Origin of the sequence: Actinoallomurus spadix (genome assembly GCF_024055725.1) — a bacterium.
GTDB classification, from domain to species: Bacteria; Actinomycetota; Actinomycetes; order Streptosporangiales; family Streptosporangiaceae; genus Actinoallomurus; species Actinoallomurus spadix.
Map to the genome: position 1 here is coordinate 31180 of NZ_JAMXMX010000007.1, position 24684 is coordinate 55863.

Genomic DNA, 24684 nt, shown 5'->3' on the forward strand with positions numbered 1-24684 from the left:
TCCTAGTGTGTGGAGCGTGATCAGCTTCAGTGCGCCGGTGAGGTCGCCCGGCCGGAGGAGGCGGCCGGCCGGCCCGCCCGCCGAACCGGACCCGGCCGCCGGGCGGCTCGGCGAGGATGCGGGACGGCACACCCGGACGGCCCTCGCGGCGTGGATCGGGATCATCCTGGCCGGGTTCGCGGTGGGTGCGGTCCTCCGCTCCGCCGGGCACCTGCCGGTGGACCGGTTCCCGCCGTTGCACGCGGCGCCCCGGCTGCTGCTCGGCCCGCTGCTGCCCGCGGCGGCCCTGGCGCTCGCGGCGGTCGCGGTCCTGCCGGTCGCGGCGCGGCGGCTGCCCTGGGCGGTGTTGCTCATCGTCGCGTGGCTCGGCTCGGTGCTGTGGGCGGTGGTGCTGCAACTGCCGGACGGCCTGGCCCGCCCCCTCACCGCGCCGACCGAGTACCTGGCCGGCCTGCCCGCCGTCGGTGACGACCCGCTGCGCTGGCTGCGTGGCTTCGCGCGGAACATGCAGGCGTACCCCACGCATGTGAAGGGCCACCCGCCGCTGCCGACCCTGATCCTGTGGGCGCTCCGGTACGCGGGCCTGCGCGACGCGGGCTGGGCGGCGGCCCTGGTGATCGGGGTGGGCGGCTCCGCCTCGGCCGCGATCGCGGTCACCGTCCGGAGGCTGGCCGGTGCCGAGGCGGCCCGCCGCGCGGTCCCGTTCCTCGTTCTCGCGCCCACGGCCCTGTGGGTCGCCACGAGCGTGGACGCCCTGTTCCTCGGCGTCGCGGCCTGGGCCGTGGCGCTCATCACGATGGCCGCGACGCGGCCCGCCGAGCAGCCCGCCACGCGGTTCGCCGGGCCGTCCGTCACGGGGCCCGCCGAGCGGCCCGGCGCGCGGCCCGCCGGGTGGTTCCGGGCGGTGGGCGGCGCGTTCGCGGGCGGGCTGCTGCTGGGGGCGCTGCCGTACCTGAGTTACGGGCTGCTTCCGGTGTTCGCGCTGCCGCTCGCCGTCCTCGTCCTGACGCGACCGCGCCGTGCCGTCCTGGGCGCGCTGGCCGGGGGGCTCGTGGTCGTTCCGGCCGCCTTCACGCTCGCGGGGTTCGACTGGTTCGCGGGCGTGGCGGGGACGCATGCCGCCTGGGCGGCGGGTGGGGGAGCCCGCGCGCGGCCGTACGCCTACTTCCTGCTCGGGGACCTGTCCGTGCTCGCGCTGCTGATCGGCCCCGCGACCGCGATGGCCCTTCCCACGGTGCTCGGGCGGGCGGTTCCCCTCGCTCGCGCGATGGTCCGCCGGGCGGCTCCGGCCGGTGGTGGGCGACTCGGTGGTGGGCGGCTCGGCGTGCTCGTCGCCGCCGCGCTGATCGGGATGGTCGCGCTCGACGTGTCCGGCGTCACCCGCGGGGAGGTCGAGCGGATCTGGATCCCGTACGCGGCCTGGGCGGCGGTCGCGTGCGCCGTGCACCGGCCGCCCGCCCGTACGCTGCTCCTCGCGCAGGCCGTGACCGCGCTGACGATCGAGGCGCTGGTGAGGTCGCCGTGGTGAGGTCCGAGACCGGGCGCGTGCTCGTGGTCGACGACGACCCGACCGTCGCCGATGTCGTGTCCCGCTACCTTCTCCGCGACGGGCACGAGGTCGTCTGCGTCGCCGACGGGCACGCCGCGCTGCGCGCCGCCGAGGAGCGTCCTCCGGACCTAGTCGTCCTGGACCTCATGCTGCCCGGCATCGACGGTCTGGAGGTGTGCCGGCGGCTCCGCGAACGCTGGCCGGTGCCGATCGTCATGCTCACGGCGCTGGGCGAGGAGACCGACCGGCTCATCGGGCTGGAGACGGGCGCGGACGACTACGTCACGAAGCCGTTCAGCCCGCGTGAGCTGGCGCTGCGCGTCAAGTCCGTGCTGCGCCGGGCGCGTGGCGCGCTCGCACCGACCGGCGAGACGATCACCGACGGCGACCTGACGGTGGACGCGGCCGCGCACGAGGTGCGGCTCGACGGCGCCGAGATCTCGCTGACGGCGCGGGAGTTCGACCTGCTGGCGTTCCTGATGCGCCATCCCCGGCAGGCGTTCACCCGCGCGGACCTGCTGCAGCGGGTCTGGGGCTGGGAGTTCGGCGACTCGTCGACGGTGACCGTCCACGTCCGCCGGTTGCGGGAGAAGATCGAACAAGACCCCACGGCGCCCCGGCGGATCCTCACCGTCTGGGGTGTCGGCTACCGATTCGAGCCACTCACATGATTCCTTTCACCGCGTTCGCCGAGGTGGTGGCGTACGCCGCCGGTGCCGCGCTGCTCGTGGGCGCGGCCGGCGTCGCGGCGCTGTACGCGCTGCGCGGGCGGTCCATCACCGTACTGCTCGCCGTGGTCTCGGCCGCGACCGTCCTCGCCACCGTGGCGGGCATCGCGGCGATCACGCTGAAGATGCTGATCAGCGACCACGACCGGTCCGTCGCGCTGACCGTGACCGCGATCGGCGGGCTCGTCGGCCTCGGAGTGTCGCTGCTGCTCGGCCACCGGCTCATCGGCGGCACCCGGTCGCTGCTGACGTCGGTCCGGGCGGCGGGGGAGACCGGCCGGTTCGGCCCGCCGGAGCGCCGGCTGCCCGCCGAGCTCACCGAGCTCGGCGCGGAGCTGTCCGCCGCGTACGAGCGGCTCGACGCGGCCCGCGCACGTGAACGCGCCCTGGAGACCAGCCGCCGTGAGCTCGTCGCCTGGGTCAGCCACGACCTGCGCACGCCGCTGGCCGGGCTGCGGGCGATGGCGGAGGCGCTGGAGGACGAGGTCGTGGCCGACGAGGTCACCGTGCGGCAGTACCACGCGCAGATCCGGGCGGAGACCGACCGGCTGACCGCGATGGTGGACGATCTGTTCGAGCTGTCCCGGATCCACGCCGGAGCGCTGCGGCTGTCCCGGCAGCGGGTCGGGCTCAGTGACCTGGTGTCGGAGACGGTCGCCGGGACGGAGCCGCTGGCCCGGGCGAAGGGCGTACGGCTGCGCGGGGAGGCAGACGGCGTTCTGCCCGTCGAGGTGGACGCCGCCGAACTCGGCCGTGCCCTGCGCAACCTCGTCGTCAACGCGATCCGGCACACCCCGGAGGACGGTGGCGTGGAGATCGTGGCGGGGGCCGAGGAGGGCATGGCGTACGTCGCGGTGTCGGACGCCTGCGGCGGGATCCCGGACGAGGATCTGCCGCGCCTGTTCGACGTGGCGTTCCGTGGTGAGGCCGCGCGCACGCCCGGCGGCGGGGCCGGTCTCGGCCTGGCCATCGCCCGCGGGATCGTCGAGGCGCACGCGGGTGAGATCGGCGTCTCGAACGCGGGCGCCGGCTGCCGCTTCGTGGTCCGGCTCCCGCTCGGCGTCTGACCCGCGTCTGACCTGCGCGGTCCGCGCTCTGCGACGACGGGCGACCTCTGTACCTACTGGTATGTACAATCACCGCATGACCGACCATGACATGACCGCGGAAGACGTCCCGCCGGTGACCCGCTCGACCGTGCTCGATCAGCCCCTGCCGGCGCCGCTGGCCACGAGCCGGGTCGAGGTCCGGCGCATCACCATCGCCCCCGGCCACGCGGCGGGGCTGCACGTGCACAACGGCCCGGTGTTCGGCAGCGTCGAGACCGGGTCGGTGATCTATCAGATCGACGGCGAGGCGGCATCCGTGCTCGGCCCGGGCGACGTGTTCTACGAGCCCGAGGGCGCCCGGATCGCCCGTTTCGACGCCCGCGACGAGGGCGTGACGTTCCTCGGGTACTTCCTTCTGACCGCCGGCCAGACGGCCGAGATCGAGTTTCCCGTGAGCTGAGACCGGCCTCAGACGCGGGCGGCGAACTCGGCCATGCCGTCCTGGAAGGGGACCGTGGCCTGGAAGCCGAGCTCCGTACGGGCCCGGTCCGGGGAGGCGACGACGTGGCGCACGTCGCCGAGCCGGTACTGGCCGGTGACGACCGGATCGGGCCCGCCGTACACCGCGGCCAGCGCGCCCGCCATCTCCCCGACCGTACGCGGCTCGCCGCTGGCGATGTTGTACGCCCGCAACCCGCCGGGGCGCGGCGCGGCCGTCTCGAGCGCCAGGAGGTTCGCGCGGGCGACGTCGCGCACGTGGACGAAGTCGCGGCGCTGCCCGCCGTCCTCGAACACGCGCGGTGCCTCTCCGCGCTCGAGGGCCGAGCGGAAGATCGCGGCGACACCGGCGTACGGGGTGTCGCGCGGCATCCGCGGCCCGTACACGTTGTGGTACCGCAGCGCCAGCACGACCCCGCCCGTCGCCCGGGCCCACGACGCCGCCAGGTGCTCCTGGGCGAGCTTGGAGTCGGCGTAGGCGTTCCGGGGATCGACGGGCGCGTCCTCGCCGACGGTGCCCGGCGTCAGGACCTCCGCGCACAGCGGGCAGCGCGGTTCGAACCACCCGGCCGCCAGGTCTTCCTCGGCGCGCGGGCCGGGCCGTACCCGGCCGTGCTCCGGGCAGTCGTAGGCGCCCTCGCCGTACACGACCATCGAGGACGCGAGCACGAGCCGCCGTACACCGGCCCCCGCCATCCCGGCGAGCAGGACGGCCGTGCCCAGGACGTTCGTCGCGGCGTAGGCGGGCAGGTCGGACACGTCGACGCCCAGCCCCACCTTGGCGGCCTGGTGGCAGACCGCGTCCACGCCGATGAGGCACCGCGCGACCGTGGCGGCGTCGCGGACGTCCTCGCCCGACCGCAGGTCGAGCAGGCTGACCTCGTGGCCGTGCTCCCGGAACAACTCGACGATGTGAGATCCGATGAACCCGGCCGAGCCGGTCACGAGTACGCGCATGCCCGCACGCTAACCGCGGCCGGGCGGATCGGGCCGGGACGGCGGCGGGCCGTCCGCATTCCGTAAGAACCGCGATGTCCGGCCGTCCGGCCATTGCTCCGGGCGGCGACTGGACGCCCGCGGCCGGAGCCGAAGTGGGCCTGGACCATCCCGATTCCGGCCCGTACGGTCGCGATGTGATCGTTTTCGCCCATCTCAGCGACACGCACCTGGACGGCGGTCCGCGCGCCGCCGCGCGAACGCGCGCCGTCCTCGCCCATCTCGACCGGCTGCCGTACGACCTGGACGCCGTGCTGGTCACCGGGGACATCACCGACCACGGGCTGCCCGCCGAGTACGAGGAGGCGCGGGAACTCCTGGCCTCCCGTCACCCGGTGTTCGTCTGCCCGGGCAACCACGACGTACGCGCGCCGTTCCGTACGGTGCTGCTCGGCGAGGCGGGCGGCGACGGGCCGGTCAACCGGGTGCACCGCACACCGGGCGCCGTGTTCGCGCTGTGCGACTCCTCGATCCCGGGCCGGGGCGACGGCCGGCTCGACGAGGAGACCCTGGCCTGGCTGGAGGGCGTGCTCGCCGAGACGCCGCCCACCACGCCGGTCCTGGTCGCCTTCCACCACCCGCCCGTCGTGCTGCACAGCCCGTACGTCGACGGGATCCGGCAGTTCGGTGAGGACCGGCTCGCGGGAATCGTCGCCCGCCACCCGAACATCGCCGCCCTCGTCTGCGGCCACGCCCACACCGCCGCGGCGACGACGTTCGCGGGCCGGCCGCTGCTCGTCGCGCCGGGAGTCGTCTCGACGATCCGGCTGCCCTGGGAGACGGGCACGGACGGCACGGACGGCCTCGTCGATCACGAGATCCCGCCGGCGTTCGCCTTCCACGTCCTGGATGACGAGGGACGCCTGACGACGCACTACCGCGTCGTCGTCGACGCCCCCGGCGAGGAGGCCGGGGACGCCCGCCCGGGCCTCACGAGCTGAGGGTGCTCCGGCGCTTGCGGGAGACCTCCTGGCCGATCGCGAACAGCAGCCAGGTGAACGCCGTCGCGTCGTCGATGATGCCGACCGGCAGGAGCACGTCCGGGACCAGGTCGACGGGGGAGAGGATGTAGACGACGACGGCGACCATCGCGACGATCTTGCCCTTGCTCGTCCGGTACACCCGGTCCTGCACCCGCGCCTGCACGCCGCCCCGGACGACGCGGGCGGGCGTGCTCCGCCCGGCGGCCCGGGGACGGCGGCGGAGCCGCAGGATCCCGGCGATGAGCAGGACACCACCGACGATCATCCCGGCGACGCCGAGCGTACGGATGTCGAGGGCCCCGATGTCACCGCCGACGGCGAAGGTCAGAATCGCGCCGGCGAACAGGATGAGGGCGCCGAGCCAGGCCATTTCTCCTCCGAGGGATCGGGGACACCAGCGAGTATCTCCCGCTTTCGCCCGCCTATTCGGGCCGCGGGCACGTGATGCTCGGCGGGTGTCGTACGGGAGTAAGACGTCGTACGGGCCTCAGCGGACCCCTCGCGGACGGAACTGGATGCTGATGCGCGGGCCACAGGGCCGGGCGGTCTTGGGCACGGCGTGCTCCCAGGTCCGCTGGCAACTGCCGCCCATCACGATCAGGTCGCCGTGACCGAGCTCGAACCGCAGGGTCCGGCCCCCGCCGCCGCGCGGCCGCAGCGTCAGCGCGCGCGGCGCGCCGACCGAGACGATCGCCACCATCGTGTCCTGCGTGCTGCCCCGCCCGATGGTGTCGCCGTGCCAGGCGACGCTGTCACGGCCGTCGCGGTAGAAGCACAGCCCGGCCGTGCGGAACGGCTCCCCGAGCTCGGCGGCGTAGTGCGCGTCGAGCACCCGCCTCGCCGTGTCGAGCGCCGGATCGGGCAGCGTCTCGCCCTCGTCATAGAACTTCAGCAGCCGGGGCACGTCGACCACCCGGTCGTACATGTGCCGTCGCTCGGCATGCCACGGGACGGTGTCCCGGAGCCGTTCGAAGAGCGTGTCGGCTCCGGTGACCCAGCCGCGGCGCAGGTCGATCCAGGCACCGTGGTCGAGCGGCGTCCGGCGCACCGACGGGCCGAGCGGGCGCAGCTCGATCTCGTCGTCGGAGTCGAGCAGCGACGCCTGGAAAGCGCTGGTCATATCCGCAGTGTACGCATCGCCTTCAAACGCATGTTCGATCATGTGCCCGGCCGGGATCGCCGGGCTCAGAGCTCCAGCCGCCAGTCGTTGCAGCGCATCGGACGCCCCGGCGGGTACTCGAAGTCACACGCCCCCAGCAGTGTGAAGCCGAGCCTGCGGCAGATCGCGTTGGACGCGGGGTGGTCGACGGACGGGTACGCGTGCAGGAACCGATGCCGCCGCTGCGCGCGGGCCCGCTCGATGACGAGCCGGCCCGCGGCGGTCGCCAGCCCCCGGCCGCCGAACTCCGGCAGGATGCTCCACCCCGTCTCGTACACGGTCTCGCCGCGCCACTCGCGCTCCCAGTAGCCGATGGTGCCGACCGCCTCCCCCTCGGGCAGTGCGACGACGCGGAACATCGCCCCGGAGCCGGGCTCGTCGAGGGCGAGGTAGCGCCGGTGCCGGTCGAGCACCTTCTCCTCGCTCTCCGGCCCGCCGAGGTGCTCCGTCATCTCCGGCGCGTTGACGCGCCGGAGCAGGTCGAGGTCCCCCTCGCCCCACGGCTCGATCACGACCTGCGATGCGGTGCTGTGCGCCATGCCTTCCCCTCCCGGTGACCGCCGCTCACCGTAACGGCGGCCACCGACGAAATCGCGGCCGACGGGTCCGGCGGCCGTCCGGCGTGACACCCGCGCCAGGCAGGGGAGGTCAGGCGTCGAAGTCGGTGCCGCGCGAGACCGGCTCCCACTCCTGGAGCTCCCGCCGGACGGCGTCGGCGTGCGCGACGAGCGCGTCCACGGCGTCGTTGCCCAGCGGCAGCCGCAGCGGGGTGTTCTCCGCGTCCAGCGCCGTCAGGATGGCGGCGGCGGCCTTGGCCGGGTCACCGGGCTGATTACCGTTGGCCCCTTCCGCCATGGTGCGGGTCGGGCCCACCGTCTCGGCGTAGGCGTCCATCGCGGCCGACCGGTACAGCGCGCCGCCGAACAGGCTCGTACGGAACGCGCCCGGCTCGACGATCAGCACCTTGACGCCGTACGGGGCGACCTCCTCGGCCAGGGCCTCGGACATGCCCTCCAGTGCGAACTTCGTCGCCGAGTACGCGCCGAAGCCGGCGAACGACAACTGCCCGCCCATCGAGCTCATCTGCACGATCGCGCCGGAACGCCGCTCCCGCATGTGCGGCAGCACCGCGCGGACCAGCGCCGCCGGCCCGAAGAAATGCACCTCCATCAGGTCACGGAACTCCCGGTCGGTCGTCTCCTCGACCGCACCGATCTGACTGCGCCCGGCGTTGTTCACCAGGACGTCGATCCGGCCGTACCAGAGCATCACCTCGGCGACCACGGCGGCGATGCGCCCCGTGTCGGTGACGTCCAGCCGGACGGCGCTCACCCGGTCCGGATGCGCCGCGACCAGGTCGTCGAGCGACTCCGGCTTACGGGCCGCGGCCACCACGGTGTCACCGGCGGCCAGTGCCGCCTCCGCGATCGCCCGGCCGAACCCGGAGGACGCCCCCGTGATCAGCCACACCCGGCCGCTCGCCGTACGCGTGCTCTCAACGCTCATCTCACGAACTCCTGTCGAAAGGGAATGCCTCATTCATGCAGCGGGTGCGGTGCGGCGTCCAAGACAGAAGATCACTCAAGCGATAAAGACGGCTTATGATCGCAGCGTGGAGCTGCGGCAGTTGCGGTACCTGATCGCGATCGACGACGAGGGCAACCTCGGCCGGGCCGCCGAGCGGCTGTACGTCAGCCAGCCCGCGCTCTCGTACGCCCTCAAAAATCTGGAGGCGGAGTTCGGTGTGCGGCTGTTCGACCGGCACGCCGGAGGCGTCACGGCGACCGCCGCCGGACGCGACGTCCTCGCCGAGGCCCGGCGTACGCTCCAGCAGGCCGACCGCGTCACCGCCGCCGCCGAACGCCACCGCCGCAACGCCACGGGCGTGCTGCGGGTCGGATTCGAGGCCAGCGGCGCGGGTGAGCTGACCACGCGCGCCCGCGCCGAGTTCGCCCGCCGTCACCCGGGCGTACGGGTCGAGCCGAAGCGGTTCGACTGGGGCGAGGAGGCGGCCGCCGTGCGCGACGGCCGGGTCGACGTCGCCTTCGTGTGGCTGCCCGCCGACCTGACGGGAATGCGCAGCGAACTCGTGCACACCGAGCCGAGGCTCGTCGGCCTGCCCGCGGCCCACCCGCTCGCCGACCGCGCGGACCTGTCGATCCTCGACGTCAAGGACGAGCCTCTCATGTGGACCGAACGCGCACCCCGCGCGTGGGTCGACTGGTGGGCGGTCAATCCGCGGCCGGACGGCTCGGCCCCCCGCTGGGGCCCGACCAACGACAACGTCGAGGAGATGCTGGAACAGGTCGCCGAGGGCGCGGCGATCTGCTTCGCGCCCACGAGCATGACGCGGTACTACGCGCGCCCCGACCTGGCCTGGGTGCCGCTCAGCGACGTGGAACCGCTCCGCGTCGCGCTGGCCTGGCCGGACCGAGCGGACGACCCCCTGACTCTCGGCTTCGTCGACGTCGTCCGCGAACTCACCGCGCCGGATTTGCGTTAGAGCGCGCTCGAACGCCTACCGTCCTGGACATGCCGGGCGGAACCGGCCGCCCGCGACGAAGGACCAGGGAGTCCCCATGACCCGCGAAGAGAAGTACGAGCACGGCCTGGACGTCCTGCGGCAGGTCGACGGCGAGGCCGGGCAGAGGGTCGTCGACTCCCTGGCCGACATCTCGCCCGAACTCGCCCACCAGATCGTCGCCTGGGGATTCGGCGAGATCTACGCCCGCCCCGGCCTGGCCCCGCGCGACCGGCAACTGGTGACGCTCGGCATGCTGACCGCCCTCGGAGGAGCGGAACCCCAGCTCGAGGTGCACATCAACGCCGCGCTCAACGTCGGCCTGACCCCGCAGGAGATCGTCGAGGCCCTGCTCCACTCGGCCGGCTACTGCGGCTTCCCGCGCGCCCTGAACGCGACGTTCGTCGCGAAGAAGGTCTTCGCCGAACGCGACCTGCTCCCCGTCGAGATGTGAGGCCGTGCCGGCCCGCCGGGTCAGCGGCGGTGCAGCCACTGGGCGGGGTGGACCGCTGGTCGCATGCCCACGCGGTGTGAGCCCGTCACGGCGGCCTTCGCCGCGGAGGCGGGCGTCGGCCGCGCGGGGGCGAACGCGGTCGCGATGGCCACGGCGACGCCCACAACGCCCATCGCTGCGATCAGCATCGGCAACCTGCGGCGGTTCTTGGTCCTCACCGGCTCTCTCCCCGAATACGAAGCGCACCGAGCGCTCTTGATCGTTCGCTTGACAGTGATGATGCTCGAAGAGTCACCGAAGTTCTCAGGAACGCCGATTTTTACGGTTTCATAACCGGGTGCGGCAGCGTCCCGGCACGGCTATGGCCCTACCTCGGCGACAGGAAACGGGCGAATGCGGCAGAACGCCTCTCGGGGTGGCCTGCTGTCTTCGAGGGGTCTCTACAGAGGAAAGAAGATTCTCGTGTAGGTAGACGGGCCTGGAAGCGACGCCCCGCCCCCTGTGGGCGGGCCATGCCCGAGCGTGACAGGGCCGTCCGGGCGGTGGGCGGCGGCCTCAGTACCGGACGCTGGGGACCGGGCTGTTGAAACTGAACCGACTCCCCGCCCAGCCGGCTTCCGCCTCGATCCGCCCGTGGGCGAGTGCGGGCACCGCCTTCGTGGGCAGAACACCGCCGGCAACGGCGTCCACCTCGTTCTCGGCCACCTTCCAGTGGTCGGTGGGCGTGTCGGCATAGGTGGCGACCCAGACGGTGGTCCCGTACGCCCCCTGGTACCTGCCCTCCTTCTGTACCTCGGCCCAGGCGGTGCCGCACGCGGCGGACCGGCTGATGACGAGGGTGCCCCCTCGTTCGCCCTTCGGCGCCCCCATGTCACCGGCGACGGGGAACCTCCCCAGCACCGTGCCGTGGTACTTCCCGTGCTCCGCGGCGCAGCGCCGCGCGTCAGCGGCGGACGGCCGCGGCGCAGCGGTCGCCGGGAATGGGGATGGCGTGGGGACGCCGGCGGTGGTCGACGCGTTCGCGGTCACCCGGGCGGCGGCGTCGACCGTGGCGGCCGGCGCCGAACTGGATGGCGCGAGTGCGGCCCCGATGGCGACGGCACCTCCTACGCAGCCCACCGCGACGATCCGCACCCGCGACTTTCGTCGGCTCTTGCTCTGCATCGGTCTCTCCCCGGGTTCGACTGCGTGCGGTGAAAACCCATGATCATGAGAGGAGATGCTCGCCAGGCCAACGAAGTTGCTCGAAGCGGCGAATTCTGATGATTCGCGCTCCACCCACCGGCGTTCGCCGCGGGCGCTTCGCCGCCCCTGTTGCCACATTGCCGTCGGCTTTGACGGTCGGGTGTCCGGAAAGCCGGGTTCGCCGCGGCAACAACGACGGCGAGGTTCGGTGCCGATCGGCTCGGATGTCGCCCTTCGTCCCGCTGGGCGGGTCAGTCCCACCACAGGACGACGGCCAGGCCCAGCTCGGCCGCGTTTCGGTAGAAGCCGAGCAGGGCGGTGAGGTGCGGCTCGAGGTAGCGGCGGGGACGGACAAGGAGGTCGGCCGATGAAGACTCCACCCCCGGCTGTGGAAAGGTACGGCCGGCCGCTCGCTCGTCCCCGCCCGCTCCCAGGAACCCGAGACAGCGGCCGATACGTCACCCCAATCCCGTGAAGGTTCGCGGGTATCGCGCTAAGCCCGGTCGACGCGGGTCGCGTCTCCGGCGGCCACCGGCAGCACGGCGACCTCGACGCAGTTACCGCCGTTGTCGGCGCTGCGGCTCGCCTTGCGCCAGATGGCGGCCTGGACGCAGTTACCGCCGTTGTCGCCGCTGCGGGTGGACGTGCGCCATTCGGGGGTGGTGGTCAGCTCCATCGTTCCTTCACCGTCCTCGTGATCAGGTCGAGGGACTGGTCGACCGGCAGCGCCCGCGACCGGATCGACTCGAACCGCTCGGTCAGCTCCGCCAGGTCCGCCGGCTCGCCCGTCGTGATCCCGCGCGCCGCCGTTTCAACGTACGCCACGTCCCGCCGGTCGTCGACGGTCGCGAGCACGAACGATCCGGCGACGCCGCGGTGCGCCCCGCAGGGGAGGATCTGCACGCTGATCCTCTCGGAGACGACCGCGACCAGGTGCTGGAGCTGCTCGCGCATCACCTCCGGGCCGCCGACGTCACGCCAGAGCACGGCCTCGTCTAGCACGCAGGCGAGGTAGGGCGGATCCGGCTCGGCGCGGCGGAGGACCTCCTGGCGCGCCAGCCGGGCGCGGACCTTCTGCTCGTCGCCGTGCAGCAGCGTTCGCGCGTACGCCTCGGTCTGGAGGAGGCCGTACACCACGGCCAGCTCAAAGCTGCGCAGCAGGCCGGCGGCGGACTCGTGGACGGGCCAGTCGAACCAGGGTGGGTGGACGCTGCGCTTGAGGAGGCCGTCCCAGAGGCGGAGCAGGACGCCGCCGCCGTCGAGGACGTCGTCCATCCGCTCGGCGAAATTCCGGAGTGGCATGTCCTCGGCGCGCTCGACCGCGCCGATGTGGGTGCCGCTGTAGTTGGCCTTCGTCCCGGCCTGGTCCTGGGTCAGGCCGGCGCGCTCGCGCAGGAGGCGCAGCTCCGCGCCGAAGAGGGCGAGCGGGGACGAGGACGGGTCGAGGGGATTCGGGCGGCGCGGCATCGGGGGCTACCTCCGTTGGCTGGTGTTCGCAACCGGCGAGGGCCGGTTGGCCGAGATGTAACGGAGTGTAGAGCGAGTCCTTACTCAAAGTGAGGTCCGTTGGCGAGGCTGTGGAAAGGAATTTCGGCAGGCGGACGGCGAGGTGAGCATGGTGACAGCGATCGGCGGCATCGATCCGAAGGTCGTCCCGGCCGGCGGGTGCGCGGCCTGGCCCCTTCCTCCGGGCCCGACAGGGGCCCGCTTCGCGCGGGGTGTGCTGAGGGCGGTGTTCGGTGAGCTGCGGATGCCCGCCGTCGTCGCGTACGACGCGGCCGTCGCGCTCTCCGAGCTGGCGACCAACGTCCACGTGCACGCGTACGGCGGGGTGGTCCCGGCGTGCCCGCCGATCGCCGGGCTGCCGGAGCTGTGGGCGTACGTGCGGTGGCGGGTACGGCCGGAGGTGGTCTTCGCCGTCTACGACTCGGCGCCGTGGCACGGGCCGGTGCCGGACGGGCGGCTGCGGCCGCCGCCGTACGCCGAGGGCGGGCGCGGCTTCGAGGTGGTGGACGCGCTGACCGCGGAATACGGCGGCGAGTGGGGCATGTACCGGACGCGGTCGCGGCTGGGCGCCGGGCCGGTTCCGGGGAAGGCGGTGTACTTCACCGTGCCCGTACCGGCCGGGCTGGTCACGCCGTGCGCGTGCACGGCGCGGCGGGCGGCGGAGGAGATCCACGCCCTGCTCGCCGCGCGGGGACTCGGCCCGCTGCAATTGGCCATCGGCTACGGCATGGCCGTGATCTGCGTTCGCGCGGGGATGCACGTCTGGGTGCGCGAAGGGTCGATCTCCTACCGCGCGCCCGGTCTCGGCGTCGTGCGCCACTCGCCGTACGACCGCGTCGAGGTGGTGGAGCGGATCGTCCGTCACTGCGCCGACCTCGACGCCGTACCGGAGGACGGCCGCCGGTAGCGCCTCAGGGGGCCGGGGGAGGGTCGTCGAGGCGGTCGAGGACGGGGTTGCGGACCTGCTGGAAGATCACCGAGGTACGGAATCCGGCGACCTCCCGGCGCTTGCTCAGCCGGTCGATGAGGAACGCGTGCAGGCGGTCCAGGTCCTGCACCGCCACGTGCAGGAGGAAGTCGTCGTCGCCGGAGATGACGAACACGCTCAGCACCTCGGGCAGCCGGGACGCGAACTCCTGGAAGGCGTCGATGAAGGGTCGGCTGGACACACGCAGCTTCACGGACACGTGGGCCTGTACGCCCCGGTTGAGCGCGGCCAGGCTGATGTCGGCGTGGTAGCCGCGGATGACCCCGCGGCGGGTCAGCGCGCGTACCCGCTCCAGGCAGGTCGAGGGGGCGATGCCGAGCCGGCGGGCCAGTTCGCGGTTGGACTGCCGCGCATCCGTTTGGAGGAGGCGCACGATTTCAACGTCCAGTTCGTCCATGACCGCAATCTTGGCCCTGATTCCAAACGAACGTTCGGTTGACCCCCGTTTATGCCGGTCGAATGGCTAGCGTCGAGGCGGTTCGTTCGATCAAGGGGGAGAAGGCGTGACGCTGTCGACACGGGACGCGCCGGCGGGGCCGATCGCCCCGGCACGCGAGCACCGGCTGGGCACCGCCCAGGGCACGGCGCTGTTCGTCGGGGCGGTGCTGGGGCCCGGCGTGCTGGCGCTGCCGCACCTGGCCGCGGCGGCGGCCGGGCCCGCCTCGATCCTGGCCTGGGCTGCCCTGCTCGCCCTGAGCGCGCCGGTGGCGCTGACGTTCGCGGCGCTCGGCGCCCGGTATCCCGACGGAGGCGGGGTCGCGACGTTCGCCGGGCGGGCGTTCGGGCCGCGGGCCGCGGCGATCGTCGGCTGGTGGTTCTACGGCATCGTTCCGGTGGGCACGCTGGCCGGGGCGCTCATCGGCGGGGACTACGTGACGTCCGCCGTCGGTCTCGATCACGCCTGGGCGGTGGTGGTGGCGGTCGGGCTGCTGGCGGCCGCGTTCGCGACCAACCACGGTGGGCTGCGCATGTCCGGCCGGGTGCAGCTGGTCCTGGTGTGCGGGCTGGCCGTCCTGCTGGCCACCGCCATCGTCACGGCCGGACCGCGAGTGTCGTCGGCGAACTTCACGCCGTTCGCCCCGCACGGCGCGCTCGGCGTGGTGCACGCGGCCGGGGTGCTGTTCTTCGCGTTCGCGGGCTGGGAGGCGGCCAGCCACCTGTCCGGGGAGTTCGCCGACCCGCGCCGGTCGATGCTCCGCGCGACCACGCTGACCCTGCTCATCGTGGGCGTGCTGTACCTCGGGCTCGTGGTCACCGTGCTCGGTGTCCTCGGCGGACGGGCCGCCACCTCACCGGTCCCGCTCGCCCTGCTCCTGCAGGAGGGCATCGGGAGCGGGGCGCGGGCGGCCACCGGGGTCGCCGCCGTCATCCTCAGCTTCATCGCCGTCAACACCTACATCGCCGGCGGGGCCAGGCTCGGCGCCGCCCTCGCCCGTGACGGGGCCCTGCCCGCAGCCCTCGCCAAAGGGGAGGGGCCGGGGCGGGTGCCGCACCGCAGCCTGGGACTGCTGGCGGTGCTCACCGGCCTGGTCACCGCGGTCGCCGTTCCGTACGGGCTGGGGCTGGACACCCTGATGCGGGCCACCTCCGCCTGCCTGGCCGCCGTCACGGTCGTCGGCATGGCCGCGGCCTTCCGACTCCTGCCCCGCGCGGACCGCCGTGGCCGGACGCTCGCCGCGGTGGCCACCGCCTTCACCGGCCTGGTGCTGCTGTCGTGCGGCGCCTACCTGCTCCTGCCCGTCGTGCTGGCGGCGGGCGCCCTGGCCGCCCGCCGCCGATGAACGCACAGCGCCCCTGCCGGAAATCCGGCAGGGGCGCCCAAGCATGTGTACCGATGTGCGGGTCGCCTCTCGGCGAAAAGCACAACGCGGCTCCAGCCGAACGGTATTCCGCGAAGGCGATAGATGAGGCCCGGGGACACCAGGCACATCGGCCACGGTGGGTGTAACGGGGTACGCGGCGTCCTTGTTCCCGGTCCCCGAGATTTCTGTGGCGGGTCCCGTCGGCCGCGGCCGTCAGAGTGTAGGGCGGCCCCTCAGGGGAAGCCCCTGGCCTATCATCGGCAGGAACATCGCCCAGGGAAGAGGTGCCGGATGGTGAAGGATCTGGACGTCGAGGTCACCGACGTCAGCGGGCCCATCGCCGTCGTCACCGTGACGGGCGAGCTGAACCTCTACACCAGCGGTGGCTTCCGCACCGCCGTGCGCGGCGCGTGCGGCGACGGTCATCCGCACCTGATCCTGGACCTGGCCGGGGTCCCCTTCTGCGACTCCAGCGGGCTCAGCGCCCTGATCATGCTGCACCGCTGGGCGGGTGAGGCCGGCGGGTCGCTCACGCTGGCGGCGGTGCCTGACCGCATAGCGCGGCTCCTGCAGATGTCGGGCGTCGACCAGACCATCCCGATCAAGCCGACGGTCCGCGACGCGCTCGAGCAGCACCCGCACGGCGGCGACCGTACGTCCACGTCGCAGGAGTGACCCGGTCCGGGCGGGCGTCACTCCCGTGGGACGTTGGCGTCGTCGGAAGAGACCGCGACGACGCCCTCGATCTCTGAGAGCAGGGCGGCCAGTTCGTTGACCGGCCCGGTGCCGTGCACCGACAGCCAGACCGAGACGACGCGGGGATCGTCGTGGTCGCCCCGGTCCTCGACCGAGAGCTCGCTGACGGTGAAGCCGCGGCTGGTGCACCGGGCGAGGGCCTCACGCAGCGCGCCGCGCCCGCTGCGGTAGGCGAGGCGCAGGCGCGACGGCGCGTACTTCGACCGCGGCAGCCGGGCGGCCAGCGGCGTCAGCCCGAACACCACGAGGAAGTGGCCCGCGGTGACCAGGACGGCGAGCAGCCAGAGCCCCGCGCCCGCCGCCATGCCCACGGCGGCGGTCAGCCAGACGATCGCGGCGGTGGTCAGCCCGCGGACCATGTCGCGCCGCACGAAGATCAGGCCGCCGCCGATGAAGCCGATGCCGGAGACGATCCCGGCGGCGACCCGGGAGGGGTCCAGCCTGACGTGCGGCCCCAGGACGTCGCCGAAGCCGTACTTCGACACGAGGATGATCAAGGCGGCGGCGAAGCCGACCAGGGTATGGGTGCGCAGTCCGGCGCTCTTGTGCCGGATCTCGCGTTCGAGCCCGATCGCGGCCGACAGCACCAGGGCGAGCGCCAGTTCGCCGATCTGCGCCCATCCCTGGCCGGCCGGCAGGCCGGAGACGAAGCCCGGAGGCACCGTTCCAGGGTAGTTCGCGCGGCTCAGGAGAGGCCGTCGTCCTTGATGTTCTGGGTGTCGCGCAGCTCGACGTACGGTTCCTCGCTCGCGGGATGCCCGGCCTTGATGGCCCGGCTGCGTTCGAGTTCGGCGTTGAACTCCGCGCCGAGCAGGATGGCGAGATTGGAGATCCACAGCCAGATCAGCGCCACGACCACGCCCGCCAGGCTGCCGTACGTCTTGTTGTACGACCCGAAGTTCGCGACGTAGAGGGCGAACCCGACCGAGACGATCAGCCAGAGGAACACGGCGAGGAGGCCGCCGGGGCTGACCCACCGGAAGCCCTGCTTGGCGTTGGGGGAGGCCCAGTACAGCAGCGCGAACATGAAGCTCACAACCAGCAGCAGCACGGGCCACTTGGCGATGTCCCAGACGGTGACGGCCACGGACTGGGCGCCGATCAGGTCGCCGGCGCGGCGCGCGATGCCGCCGGTGACCACCACGGTCACCGCCGTGACGGTCAGGCAGACGAGCATCACGATCGTGATGCCGAGGCGGATCGGCAGGGTCTTCCACAGCGGCCTGCCCTCGGGCACGTCGTAGACGACGTTCGAGGCCCGCATGAAGGCGGCGACGTACCCGGAGGACGACCAGAGTGCCACCAGGAGGCCGAGCAGCCCGGCGACCCCGGCGATGCCGGCGCCGTGCTGCAGTTCGGTGAGCGCGTTGATCGCCAGCTGGCGGACGGGCCCGGGGGCGGCCTTGCCGAGCTCGTTGATGAGCTGCTGCAACGTGTCCTTGCCGGCCAGGCCGAGCAGCGAGATCAGCACGAGCAGCGCCGGGAACACCGACAGGACGCCGTAATAGGTCAGGGACGCCGCCCGGTCGACGAGCTCGTCGCGCTGCACCTCGCCGACGGTCCGGCGCAGCGCCGCCCACCACCAGCGGATGCCGAGGTCGGTGGGCTCGGGCGCCTCCTTCTCGGGGGCTTCGTTATCGGGGGTTTCGGTCTCGGGGGTGTCGGTCTCGGGGGTGTCGGTCTCGCGGGTGCCGGCGGCCGATTTACGGGAACCACTCATCACGGACCGGTGTATTCCCGCCTGACGTGAGCTATGCGCGCACGGGTCAGTGCTTCGCGGTCACCGCCGCGGTCCCGCCGGTCTCGGCGGCACCGGTCTCGGCGGCACGAGACCGGCCGTGGCGGATGAACGCGGCGATGAGGACGACGGCGGCGACCACCACCGACCACAGCACCTGCGGCCGGCCGCTGTCGTCGAACAGCATCGTCACGAGGATCGCGGCGATCCCGGCGATCGTCGCGATGGTGAGGTACGGGAACAGCCACATGCGGACCAGCAGGCGGTCGGGCGCCTCCCGCTCCAGGCGGCGGCGCATCCGCAGCTGGGACACGGCGATCACGCTCCACACGAACAGCGCGACCGCGCCGGAGCCGTTCAGCAGGAACAGGAAGACGGTGTCGGGGCTGGTGTAGTTGAAGATGACCGCGACGAACCCGAAGGCCACCGACACCCAGATCGCCACGTGCGGGACACCGCGGGCGGTGGTGGCCCCGAACACCTTGGGCGCGTCGCCGCGCTCGGCCAGCGAGAAGGCCATGCGCGAGGCCGTGTAGAGACCGGAGTTCAGGCAGGACAGCACGGCGGTGAGGACGATGACGTCCATGATCGTGCCGGCGCCGGAGATGCCGATCCGGTCGAGGACCGCGACGTAGGGGCTCTTGGCGACGTTGCTCGCGTTCCAGGGCAGCAGGGTGATGACGACGGCGATGGAGCCGAGGTAGAAGACCAGGATCCGCCAGATCACGCTGTTCACGGCGCGGGTCACGGCGCGGCCCGGGTCCTGGGACTCGCCCGCCGCGATCGTGACGATCTCACTGCCCATGAACGCGAAGACGACGGTGAGCAGGCCGGTGATGACCGCGCCGTACCCGTGCGGGAAGAAGCCGCCGTGCCCGGTCAGGTTGCTCATGCCGACGGCGTGCGTGCCGGGGAGCAGCCCGAAGACGGCGAGGACGCCGAGCACGATGAACACCGCGATCGCGACGACCTTGATGCAGCTGAACCAGAACTCGAACTCGCCGTACGAGCCGACCGAGAACAGGTTGGTGGCGGTGAGCAGGGCCATCAGGATGAGGGCCAGGAGCCACTGGGGCAGGGACGGGATCCAGCCGTGCACGATCTTGGCGCCGGCCGTCGCCTCGACGGCCAGGACGACCGCCCAGAACCACCAGTACAACCAGCCGATCGTGAAGCCGGCCCAGCGGCCGATCGCGCGGTCGGCGTAGGCCGAGAAGGAGCCGGTGTCGGGGGAGGCGGCGGACATCTCGCCGAGCATCCGCATGACGAGGACGACGAGCAGACCGGCGATGGCGTACGACACGAGGATCGCCGGCCCGGTGGTATGGATGCCGGCTCCCGACCCGACGAACAGTCCCGCCCCGATGACGCCACCGATGGCGATCATGCCGACGTGACGATTCTTCAGCCCCTTCTGGAGGCTCTTGTCCGCCATCTACCCCTCCTGTCGCTAACGCGCCTGGACCGTTCCACCACAGGCTCAGAGGAGCTTATGAGGTGATTACCGGTGATTGTCCAGCTCCGACGGGTTGAAACGTGTCAGGTCTCGGGCTGCTCGGTGAGCGGCAGGAACACCTGGAAGCGGGTGTCGCCCGGTTCCGACGTGACCCGCAGGTCACCGTGATGCCGGTTCACGACGATCCGCCACGAGATGTCCAGCCCCAGCCCGGTGCCCTCGCCGACCGGCTTGGTCGTGAAGAACGGCTCGAAGATCCGCTCCCGCAGGTCGGCCGGTACGCCCGGCCCGGTGTCGCAGATCTCCACCAGCACCCGGTCGTTGTCCCGGCGGGTGCGGATCGTCAGCGTGCCCTGGCCGCCCATCGCGCCGAGGGCGTTCTCGATCAGGTTGGTCCAGACCTGGTTGAGCTCACCGGCGTACGCCGGGATCTCCGGAAGCGCCCCGTCGAACTCCTTGACGACCCGGACGCCGGTCCCGATCCGCCCGGACAGCATGACCAGCGTGGACGTCAGGCCGTCGTGCACGTCGATCCACTGGAACGGCGCCCGGTCCATCTGGGAATACTGCTTGGCCTTGCCGACGAGGGCGGAGATCCGGGTCGTGGCGTCCTCGATCTCGCCCATCAGCGCCTCGGTCTCCACGGCGTAGCCGAGCCAGCGCAGCGCGGTGGCCAGGTCATCGGAGCCGACGGCGGCGCGCACCTCCTCCAGGCGCTCGACCGTGATGCCCGCCGGCACGAACACCGCGGCGAGGTTCCAGCCGTCCGCGACGTCGTGCTCGTCGAACCAGTCGGCCAGCTCGTCCTCGCGGTCCGCGGTCTGCATCGCGGACAGCCGTGGCGCGTCACCGACCTGCTTGACCAGGAGCTCCTGGATGTCGATGAGGCGTTCGAGCAGGTCGGGGTCGATGTCGTTGCGGGCCAGCAGCGCCAGCTTCTGCCGCATCCCGGCGACGCGCTCACGCAGCGCGGACGTCGCCCGCACCGCGGCGGCGGCCGGGTTGTTCAGCTCGTGGGTCAGCCCGGCCGACAGCTGGCCGAGCGCGACCAGCCGCTCGCGGCGGCCCACGATCGCGTCGGTGTTGCGCCGGCCGAGGAACATCCCCTCCAGCAGGTGCGCGGCCATGGGGAACCACGCGACGAAGCGCTCACCCAGCTCCGCCGCCGGCAGAGTGAGGAGGCTCAGGTCGGTGACGGCGTACACCGACGCGGAGTAGCGCTGGTCGCCCCGCCGGCCCACGAGGAACTCGGTCGCGCCGCAGTACACGCCGCGCTGCTCGGTGCGGATCAGCTCCACCTCGTCGCCGTGCACCATACGGCACATGCGCAGCGTGCCGGACAGCAGCACGTAGAAGCAGGTGGCGGGGTCGCCCTCGGCGATGACCCGTTCCTGCGCGGGGTGGTGCTCGACGCCGGCGTGCTCGGCCACCCAGGCGAGCTGCTCGCCGGAGAGTCCCTCGAACAGGAACAGGGTGCGGAGTTCGTCGGGGGTGAGGGTTTCGGTGCTCAACGCTCCTCCAGGTACCGGTGGACGAGCGCGACCGCCATCGCGCCCTCGCCGACGGCCGAGGCGACCCGCTTGACCGACTGCGAGCGTACGTCACCGGCGACGAAGACCCCCGGAACGGACGACTCGAGGTACAGCGGATCGCGATCGAGGGTCCAGCCCGCCGGGCGGCGTCCCTCGCTCAGCAGGTCGGGGCCGGTGCACACGAAGCCGTGCGCGTCCCGGGCGATCGTCTCCCCGAGCCACTCCGTACGCGGCGCCGCACCGATGAACACGAACAGGTGGTTCGTCGCCATCGTCTCCGTCCGCCCGGTGTCGGCGTCGCGGAGCGTCACCCGCTCCAGGTGCTCGTCACCGTCGACCGCCTCGACGGTCGTGCGCACCCGGACGCGGACGTTGGGGAGGTCCCGCAGCTGCTCGATCAGGTAGTGCGACATCGAGCGCTCCAGGTTCGGCCCGCGTACGAGAAGGGTGACCGAACGGGCGTGGTGGGAGAAGAACACCGCCGCCTGGCCCGCGGAGTTCGCGCCGCCGACGATGTAGACGTCCTTGTCCTGACAGGCCGGGGCCTCGGTGGACGCCGAGCCGTAGTAGACGCCCCGCCCGGTGAGTCGCTCCGCGCCCTCGGCGTCCAGGGCGCGGTAGTAGACCCCGGTGGCCAGCACGACCGCGCGCGCGGCGATCTCCGTGCCGTCGCCGAACGTGATCACCCGGGCCGGGCCGCGGGCGGTCAGCCCCACGACGTCCCGTGTGGTGAGCACCTCGGCGCCGAACTTCGCGGCCTGGCGGCGCGCCCGGTCGGTGAGCTGCGCGCCGGAGACGCCGTCGGGGAAGCCGAGGTAGTTCTCGATCCGGGAGCTCTGCCCGGCCTGGCCGCCGGTGGCCTTCTTCTCCACCAGGACGGTGTGCAGGCCCTCCGACGCGCCGTACACCGCGGCGCCGAGCCCCGCCGGCCCGCCGCCGATCACGACGAGGTCGTAGAACGCGGCGGCCGGCTCGGTCGACAACCCGACCGCGGAGGCGATCTCCGAGCCGGTCGGCGTCCGCAGCGCCTTGCCGTCCGGGGTGATGAGCACCGGGATCTCGTCCGGGGTCGCGCCCGCCGCCTCCAGCAGGCGGGCGGCCTCGGGCTCGTCCACGGAGTACCAGCGGTACGGCACCGAGTTGCGGGCCAGGAACTGACGGAGTTCGAACGACGGGCGTGACCAGCGGTGCCCGATGAGCCTGGTCTCCTCGACCGGCCGGTCGCCGACGGCGCGCCAGGTCTCGACCAGCGCGTCCACCACCGGATAGAGCTTCTCCTCCGGCGGGTCCCAGGGCTTGAGCAGGTAGTGGTCGACGTCGACCACGTTGATCGCCTGGATCGCGGCGTCCGTGTCGGCGTACGCGGTCAGCAGCGCGCGCCGGGCGTGCGGGAACAGGTCCATCGCCTGCTCGAGGAAGGCGATGCCGTTCATGTTCGGCATCCGGTAGTCGGCCAGGATCGCGGCGACCGCGTCACCGCGCAGCTTGATCTCGCGCAGCGCGTCGAGGGCGTCGGCGCCTGAGTCGGCCCGCACGACGCGGTAGTCGTTGCCGTACCGCCGCCGCAGGTCGCGGGCGACGGCGCGGGACACCGACGGGTCGTCGTCGACCGTCATCAGGATCGGCATGCTCATGGGGCGAATCATTCCAGCCCGCGCCGGCCTGGGGGAGGGGCGGTGGCCGCGCCGGGCACGCCCGCCGCCGGGCGGCCCGTACGGCGCGTGGCGGATACCGCGCCGGGAACGAGGATTCCGGGTCGGCCCGCCGGGGGTGAGGCTTTTGTCACCGTACGGTGACGGTGCCGATATCCAGCGTTATCTCTGCACGTCGGCATCTGTTGTCAACTGAACTCCCAGAGTGACTGACACGGCCATGGTTACCTGTGGTAATTATGTGGCTTCCCTCCGAGATCACGGTCTCGCGAGATGCTCGCTCGCCTCCCCCCTGAAACACGATCTTCGGGAGTATTCGTGACCGATCGTTCCAACCGCGTTGGTCGTGGCCGTGCGGCGACGGCGCACGCGCCGGTGCGCACGCGCAGTCTGACGGCGTTCGCCGCGGCCGCGGTGGCCATCGCACTGCCGGTGACCGGCTGCGGCGGCAAGAGCCATGCGCCGGCCCCGGCGCCCGGCGGCACGTCCGCGACGTCCACCGGGAAGCTGCCGCAGGCCACGACGTACACGACGCTGAAGGGCCTCGGGCAGGACGCCTCCGACGCGATGGCCGACGGCACGGTCGTGCACCCGAAGGCGGCCGTGCCCGTCTCCGCCACGGCCGGGGGACCCGCGGTGGCCGTGCTGCCCAGCACCCAGCTCGGCAGCCCGACCTGGGTGCCGGTCGTGGAGATGAAGCCGGGGTGGGACCGCGTCCTGCTGCCCAGCCGGCCGAACCGCTCGGCCGGCTGGATCCCCACGGGCAAGACCGGCCTCGACACCGCCCGCAGTCCGTACCAGATCGCGGTGGACACCTCGGCGCGCAGGCTCACGCTCACCAGGTCCGGCCACAAGCTCGGCACCTGGACGGTCGCGGTCGGGGCGGCGAAGACGCCGACCCCCGTCGGGCGGACCTTCCTGCTGGCCTCCCTGGCTCCGGCCAAGAAGACCTACAGCCCGCTCATCCTGCCGGTGGGCGCGCACTCCGAGACGCTCGACACGTTCGGCGGCGGTCCCGGCACGGTCGCGTTCCACGGCTGGCCGAGCGCGTCGGTCTTCGGCAAGGCGGTCACGCACGGCTGCGTCCGTGTGCCCGCCGACGCGCTGAAGAAGCTGTCCGAAGTGCCGCTCGGCACCCCGGTCGTCGTCACGGCCTGAGGCGAGCACTCCCCGGCTCCCCGTGGGAGCCGTCCATGTCTTCATCCACTTTCTAGGAGTCGCAATGCGTTCGATACGCCTGACCGTCTGCACGGCGGCCGCCGCCGCGCTGGCCGCGCCCCTCGCCCTGGCCGGTACGGCCTCGGCCACCACCGGGACCGGGTCGGCCTACGGCCTGGCCGCCGGCGGCCTGGTCGCCATCCCCGCCACCCCGGCCGTCGCCGGCACCGCCGACAAGAGCCTGCTGCACCTGCCGGCCAACCCCCTCATCGACGTCAAGGTCCTGCACGTCACCACCAAACCCGCCTTCGCCCGGGCCAGCGTCACCGACCTGCGCGTCGCCAAGGCCGCCCTCACCGCCCACCTGGTCACCGCCACCTGCGACAACGGGACGGCCAGATCCCACCTCGTCAAGGCGAGCCTCGCCGGGCACCGCCTCGCCGCCGACGCCGCGCCCAACAGCGCCCTCAGCATCCCCGTCCAGGGACTCGGCACCGCGTCCGTCGTCCTCAACAAACAGACCCGCAACGCCGACGGCTCCCTCACCGTCACCGCCATCCAGGTCACCCTCCCCCTCGGAGCCGGCCGGACCCAGACCCTCAGCGTCTCCTCCGCCACCTGCTCCACCACCGGCGAAAAGCCGCCCACCCAGCCGCCCACGCAGCCGCCCACGCAGCCGCCCGGCCAGGCGCCGAAGCCCGAGCCGGTGCCCAGCGACCTGCCCGTGACCGGCTGACGAAGGCCACGACACGACGGCCCCCGGGCATGCCGCCCGGGGGCCGTCGCGCTGTTCGGAGACGACGCGAAGAGGAGTCGAATTCCTCGTACGCACGGGGGATTCGGAGGAGGCCGCCGGTTCGGCGGCCTCCTCGCCGTGAACGGCAAAAGCGACAAACCGTTCCGTGGCAACTACCGAACCACTACTATTTCCGTCCCATACGCGGCCTGGTTCCTGTCGGGGCCAGGGTGGACAT

The 24684-nt window shown here is 72.5% G+C and carries 28 protein-coding genes; 12 read left to right on the forward strand and 16 right to left on the reverse strand.

Annotated features, from left to right (window positions below; genetic code table 11):
• Positions 1-16 precede the first annotated feature (16 nt).
• The 4 genes from NE235_RS11780 to NE235_RS11795 all read left to right on the forward strand — a co-directional run bounded on the left by NE235_RS11780 (position 17) and on the right by NE235_RS11795 (position 3786).
• Positions 17-1528 (forward strand): hypothetical protein, encoded by a 1512-nt coding sequence (locus NE235_RS11780; RefSeq protein WP_252801835.1) that lies wholly within the window; start codon positions 17-19, stop codon positions 1526-1528.
• Positions 1525-2220 (forward strand): response regulator, encoded by a 696-nt coding sequence (locus tag NE235_RS11785; RefSeq protein ID WP_252801837.1) that lies wholly within the window; start codon positions 1525-1527, stop codon positions 2218-2220. Before NE235_RS11780 ends, NE235_RS11785 begins: the two co-directional genes overlap by 4 nt.
• Positions 2217-3344 carry a sensor histidine kinase gene (locus NE235_RS11790; protein WP_252801838.1) on the forward strand — a complete coding sequence of 376 codons (1128 nt, stop codon included), beginning with the start codon at positions 2217-2219 and terminating at the stop codon, positions 3342-3344. The genes NE235_RS11785 and NE235_RS11790 overlap by 4 nt, the downstream gene beginning before the upstream one ends.
• Before the next feature lie 76 nt (positions 3345-3420).
• On the forward strand, positions 3421-3786 hold the full coding sequence (locus NE235_RS11795) for a cupin domain-containing protein (RefSeq protein WP_252801840.1): 366 nt from the start codon (positions 3421-3423) through the stop codon (positions 3784-3786).
• An 8-nt stretch (positions 3787-3794) separates the two neighbouring features.
• Here NE235_RS11795 and NE235_RS11800 read toward each other — a convergent pair whose 3' ends face one another.
• The gene (locus NE235_RS11800; protein WP_252801842.1) at positions 3795-4781 is read right to left on the reverse strand and encodes an NAD-dependent epimerase/dehydratase family protein; all 987 of its coding nucleotides are present in this window, start codon (positions 4779-4781) and stop codon (positions 3795-3797) included.
• Between the two features lie 176 nt (positions 4782-4957).
• Between NE235_RS11800 and NE235_RS11805 the strand changes: the two genes are divergently transcribed.
• Positions 4958-5761 carry a metallophosphoesterase gene (locus NE235_RS11805; RefSeq protein WP_252801844.1) on the forward strand — a complete coding sequence of 268 codons (804 nt, stop codon included), beginning with the start codon at positions 4958-4960 and terminating at the stop codon, positions 5759-5761.
• Here the strand turns inward: NE235_RS11805 and NE235_RS11810 are convergent.
• The 4 genes from NE235_RS11810 to NE235_RS11825 all read right to left on the reverse strand — a co-directional run bounded on the left by NE235_RS11810 (position 5751) and on the right by NE235_RS11825 (position 8468).
• Positions 5751-6173, reverse strand: coding sequence for a YkvA family protein (locus NE235_RS11810; RefSeq protein ID WP_252801845.1), 423 nt, complete (start codon positions 6171-6173; stop codon positions 5751-5753). The two genes, NE235_RS11805 and NE235_RS11810, sit on opposite strands and share 11 nt — an antisense overlap.
• 117 nt (positions 6174-6290) lie before the next feature.
• A complete protein-coding gene (locus tag NE235_RS11815; protein WP_252801847.1) occupies positions 6291-6923 on the reverse strand; it encodes an alpha-ketoglutarate-dependent dioxygenase AlkB in 633 nt (210 codons plus the stop codon).
• A 65-nt stretch (positions 6924-6988) separates the two neighbouring features.
• Positions 6989-7501, reverse strand: coding sequence for a GNAT family N-acetyltransferase (locus NE235_RS11820; RefSeq protein WP_252801849.1), 513 nt, complete (start codon positions 7499-7501; stop codon positions 6989-6991).
• A gap of 109 nt (positions 7502-7610) precedes the next feature.
• Positions 7611-8468 (reverse strand): oxidoreductase, encoded by an 858-nt coding sequence (locus NE235_RS11825; RefSeq protein ID WP_252801851.1) that lies wholly within the window; start codon positions 8466-8468, stop codon positions 7611-7613.
• A 106-nt stretch (positions 8469-8574) separates the two neighbouring features.
• On the opposite strand from NE235_RS11825, the gene NE235_RS11830 reads away from it, so the two are divergent.
• Together NE235_RS11830 and NE235_RS11835 are read left to right on the forward strand one after the other, a co-directional pair.
• Positions 8575-9465, forward strand: a complete 891-nt coding sequence (locus NE235_RS11830) for a LysR family transcriptional regulator (RefSeq protein ID WP_252801866.1) — start codon at positions 8575-8577, stop codon at positions 9463-9465.
• Positions 9466-9541: 76 nt separating this feature from the next.
• Positions 9542-9937, forward strand: coding sequence for a carboxymuconolactone decarboxylase family protein (locus tag NE235_RS11835; protein ID WP_252801869.1), 396 nt, complete (start codon positions 9542-9544; stop codon positions 9935-9937).
• 20 nt (positions 9938-9957) lie between these two features.
• Here the strand turns inward: NE235_RS11835 and NE235_RS11840 are convergent, their stop codons facing one another.
• The 5 genes from NE235_RS11840 to NE235_RS11855 all read right to left on the reverse strand — a co-directional run bounded on the left by NE235_RS11840 (position 9958) and on the right by NE235_RS11855 (position 12589).
• Positions 9958-10155, reverse strand: a complete 198-nt coding sequence (locus NE235_RS11840) for a hypothetical protein (RefSeq protein ID WP_252801870.1) — start codon at positions 10153-10155, stop codon at positions 9958-9960.
• Between the two features lie 337 nt (positions 10156-10492).
• On the reverse strand, positions 10493-11101 hold the full coding sequence (locus tag NE235_RS11845; RefSeq protein WP_252801872.1) for a hypothetical protein: 609 nt from the start codon (positions 11099-11101) through the stop codon (positions 10493-10495).
• Between the two features lie 272 nt (positions 11102-11373).
• The gene (locus tag NE235_RS37310) at positions 11374-11502 is read right to left on the reverse strand and encodes a hypothetical protein (protein WP_289848516.1); all 129 of its coding nucleotides are present in this window, start codon (positions 11500-11502) and stop codon (positions 11374-11376) included.
• Between the two features lie 113 nt (positions 11503-11615).
• Positions 11616-11798 carry a DUF397 domain-containing protein gene (locus NE235_RS11850; protein ID WP_252801874.1) on the reverse strand — a complete coding sequence of 61 codons (183 nt, stop codon included), beginning with the start codon at positions 11796-11798 and terminating at the stop codon, positions 11616-11618.
• Positions 11789-12589, reverse strand: a complete 801-nt coding sequence (locus NE235_RS11855; RefSeq protein WP_252801875.1) for a helix-turn-helix domain-containing protein — start codon at positions 12587-12589, stop codon at positions 11789-11791. The genes NE235_RS11850 and NE235_RS11855 overlap by 10 nt, the downstream gene beginning before the upstream one ends.
• Before the next feature lie 148 nt (positions 12590-12737).
• On the opposite strand from NE235_RS11855, the gene NE235_RS11860 reads away from it, so the two are divergent.
• Positions 12738-13535: an ATP-binding protein gene (locus tag NE235_RS11860; protein ID WP_252801877.1), complete on the forward strand. Its 798-nt coding sequence runs from the start codon at positions 12738-12740 to the stop codon at positions 13533-13535.
• A 4-nt stretch (positions 13536-13539) separates the two neighbouring features.
• Here the strand turns inward: NE235_RS11860 and NE235_RS11865 are convergent, their stop codons facing one another.
• Positions 13540-14013 (reverse strand): Lrp/AsnC family transcriptional regulator, encoded by a 474-nt coding sequence (locus NE235_RS11865; protein WP_252801879.1) that lies wholly within the window; start codon positions 14011-14013, stop codon positions 13540-13542.
• A 106-nt stretch (positions 14014-14119) separates the two neighbouring features.
• On the opposite strand from NE235_RS11865, the gene NE235_RS11870 reads away from it, so the two are divergent.
• Positions 14120-15397: an APC family permease gene (locus tag NE235_RS11870; RefSeq protein ID WP_252801881.1), complete on the forward strand. Its 1278-nt coding sequence runs from the start codon at positions 14120-14122 to the stop codon at positions 15395-15397.
• A 312-nt stretch (positions 15398-15709) separates the two neighbouring features.
• Complete coding sequence (locus tag NE235_RS11875) at positions 15710-16093, forward strand: STAS domain-containing protein (protein WP_252801884.1); 384 nt, start codon at positions 15710-15712, stop codon at positions 16091-16093.
• A 17-nt stretch (positions 16094-16110) separates the two neighbouring features.
• Here the strand turns inward: NE235_RS11875 and NE235_RS11880 are convergent, their stop codons facing one another.
• From NE235_RS11880 to NE235_RS11900, 5 genes are all read right to left on the reverse strand, one after another.
• Positions 16111-16836, reverse strand: a complete 726-nt coding sequence (locus NE235_RS11880; RefSeq protein WP_252801886.1) for an MgtC/SapB family protein — start codon at positions 16834-16836, stop codon at positions 16111-16113.
• Between the two features lie 23 nt (positions 16837-16859).
• Positions 16860-17894 (reverse strand): YihY/virulence factor BrkB family protein, encoded by a 1035-nt coding sequence (locus NE235_RS11885; protein WP_252801888.1) that lies wholly within the window; start codon positions 17892-17894, stop codon positions 16860-16862.
• A 46-nt stretch (positions 17895-17940) separates the two neighbouring features.
• Complete coding sequence (locus tag NE235_RS11890; RefSeq protein WP_252801890.1) at positions 17941-19347, reverse strand: amino acid permease; 1407 nt, start codon at positions 19345-19347, stop codon at positions 17941-17943.
• A gap of 104 nt (positions 19348-19451) precedes the next feature.
• A complete protein-coding gene (locus NE235_RS11895) occupies positions 19452-20879 on the reverse strand; it encodes an ATP-binding protein (protein ID WP_252801892.1) in 1428 nt (475 codons plus the stop codon).
• Positions 20876-22534 carry an FAD-dependent oxidoreductase gene (locus tag NE235_RS11900; protein ID WP_252801894.1) on the reverse strand — a complete coding sequence of 553 codons (1659 nt, stop codon included), beginning with the start codon at positions 22532-22534 and terminating at the stop codon, positions 20876-20878. Before NE235_RS11900 ends, NE235_RS11895 begins: the two co-directional genes overlap by 4 nt.
• 336 nt (positions 22535-22870) lie before the next feature.
• Between NE235_RS11900 and NE235_RS11905 the strand changes: the two genes are divergently transcribed.
• The gene (locus tag NE235_RS11905) at positions 22871-23710 is read left to right on the forward strand and encodes a L,D-transpeptidase (RefSeq protein ID WP_252801896.1); all 840 of its coding nucleotides are present in this window, start codon (positions 22871-22873) and stop codon (positions 23708-23710) included.
• A 64-nt stretch (positions 23711-23774) separates the two neighbouring features.
• Positions 23775-24446, forward strand: a complete 672-nt coding sequence (locus tag NE235_RS11910) for a choice-of-anchor P family protein (protein WP_252801898.1) — start codon at positions 23775-23777, stop codon at positions 24444-24446.
• Positions 24447-24684 lie beyond the last annotated feature (238 nt).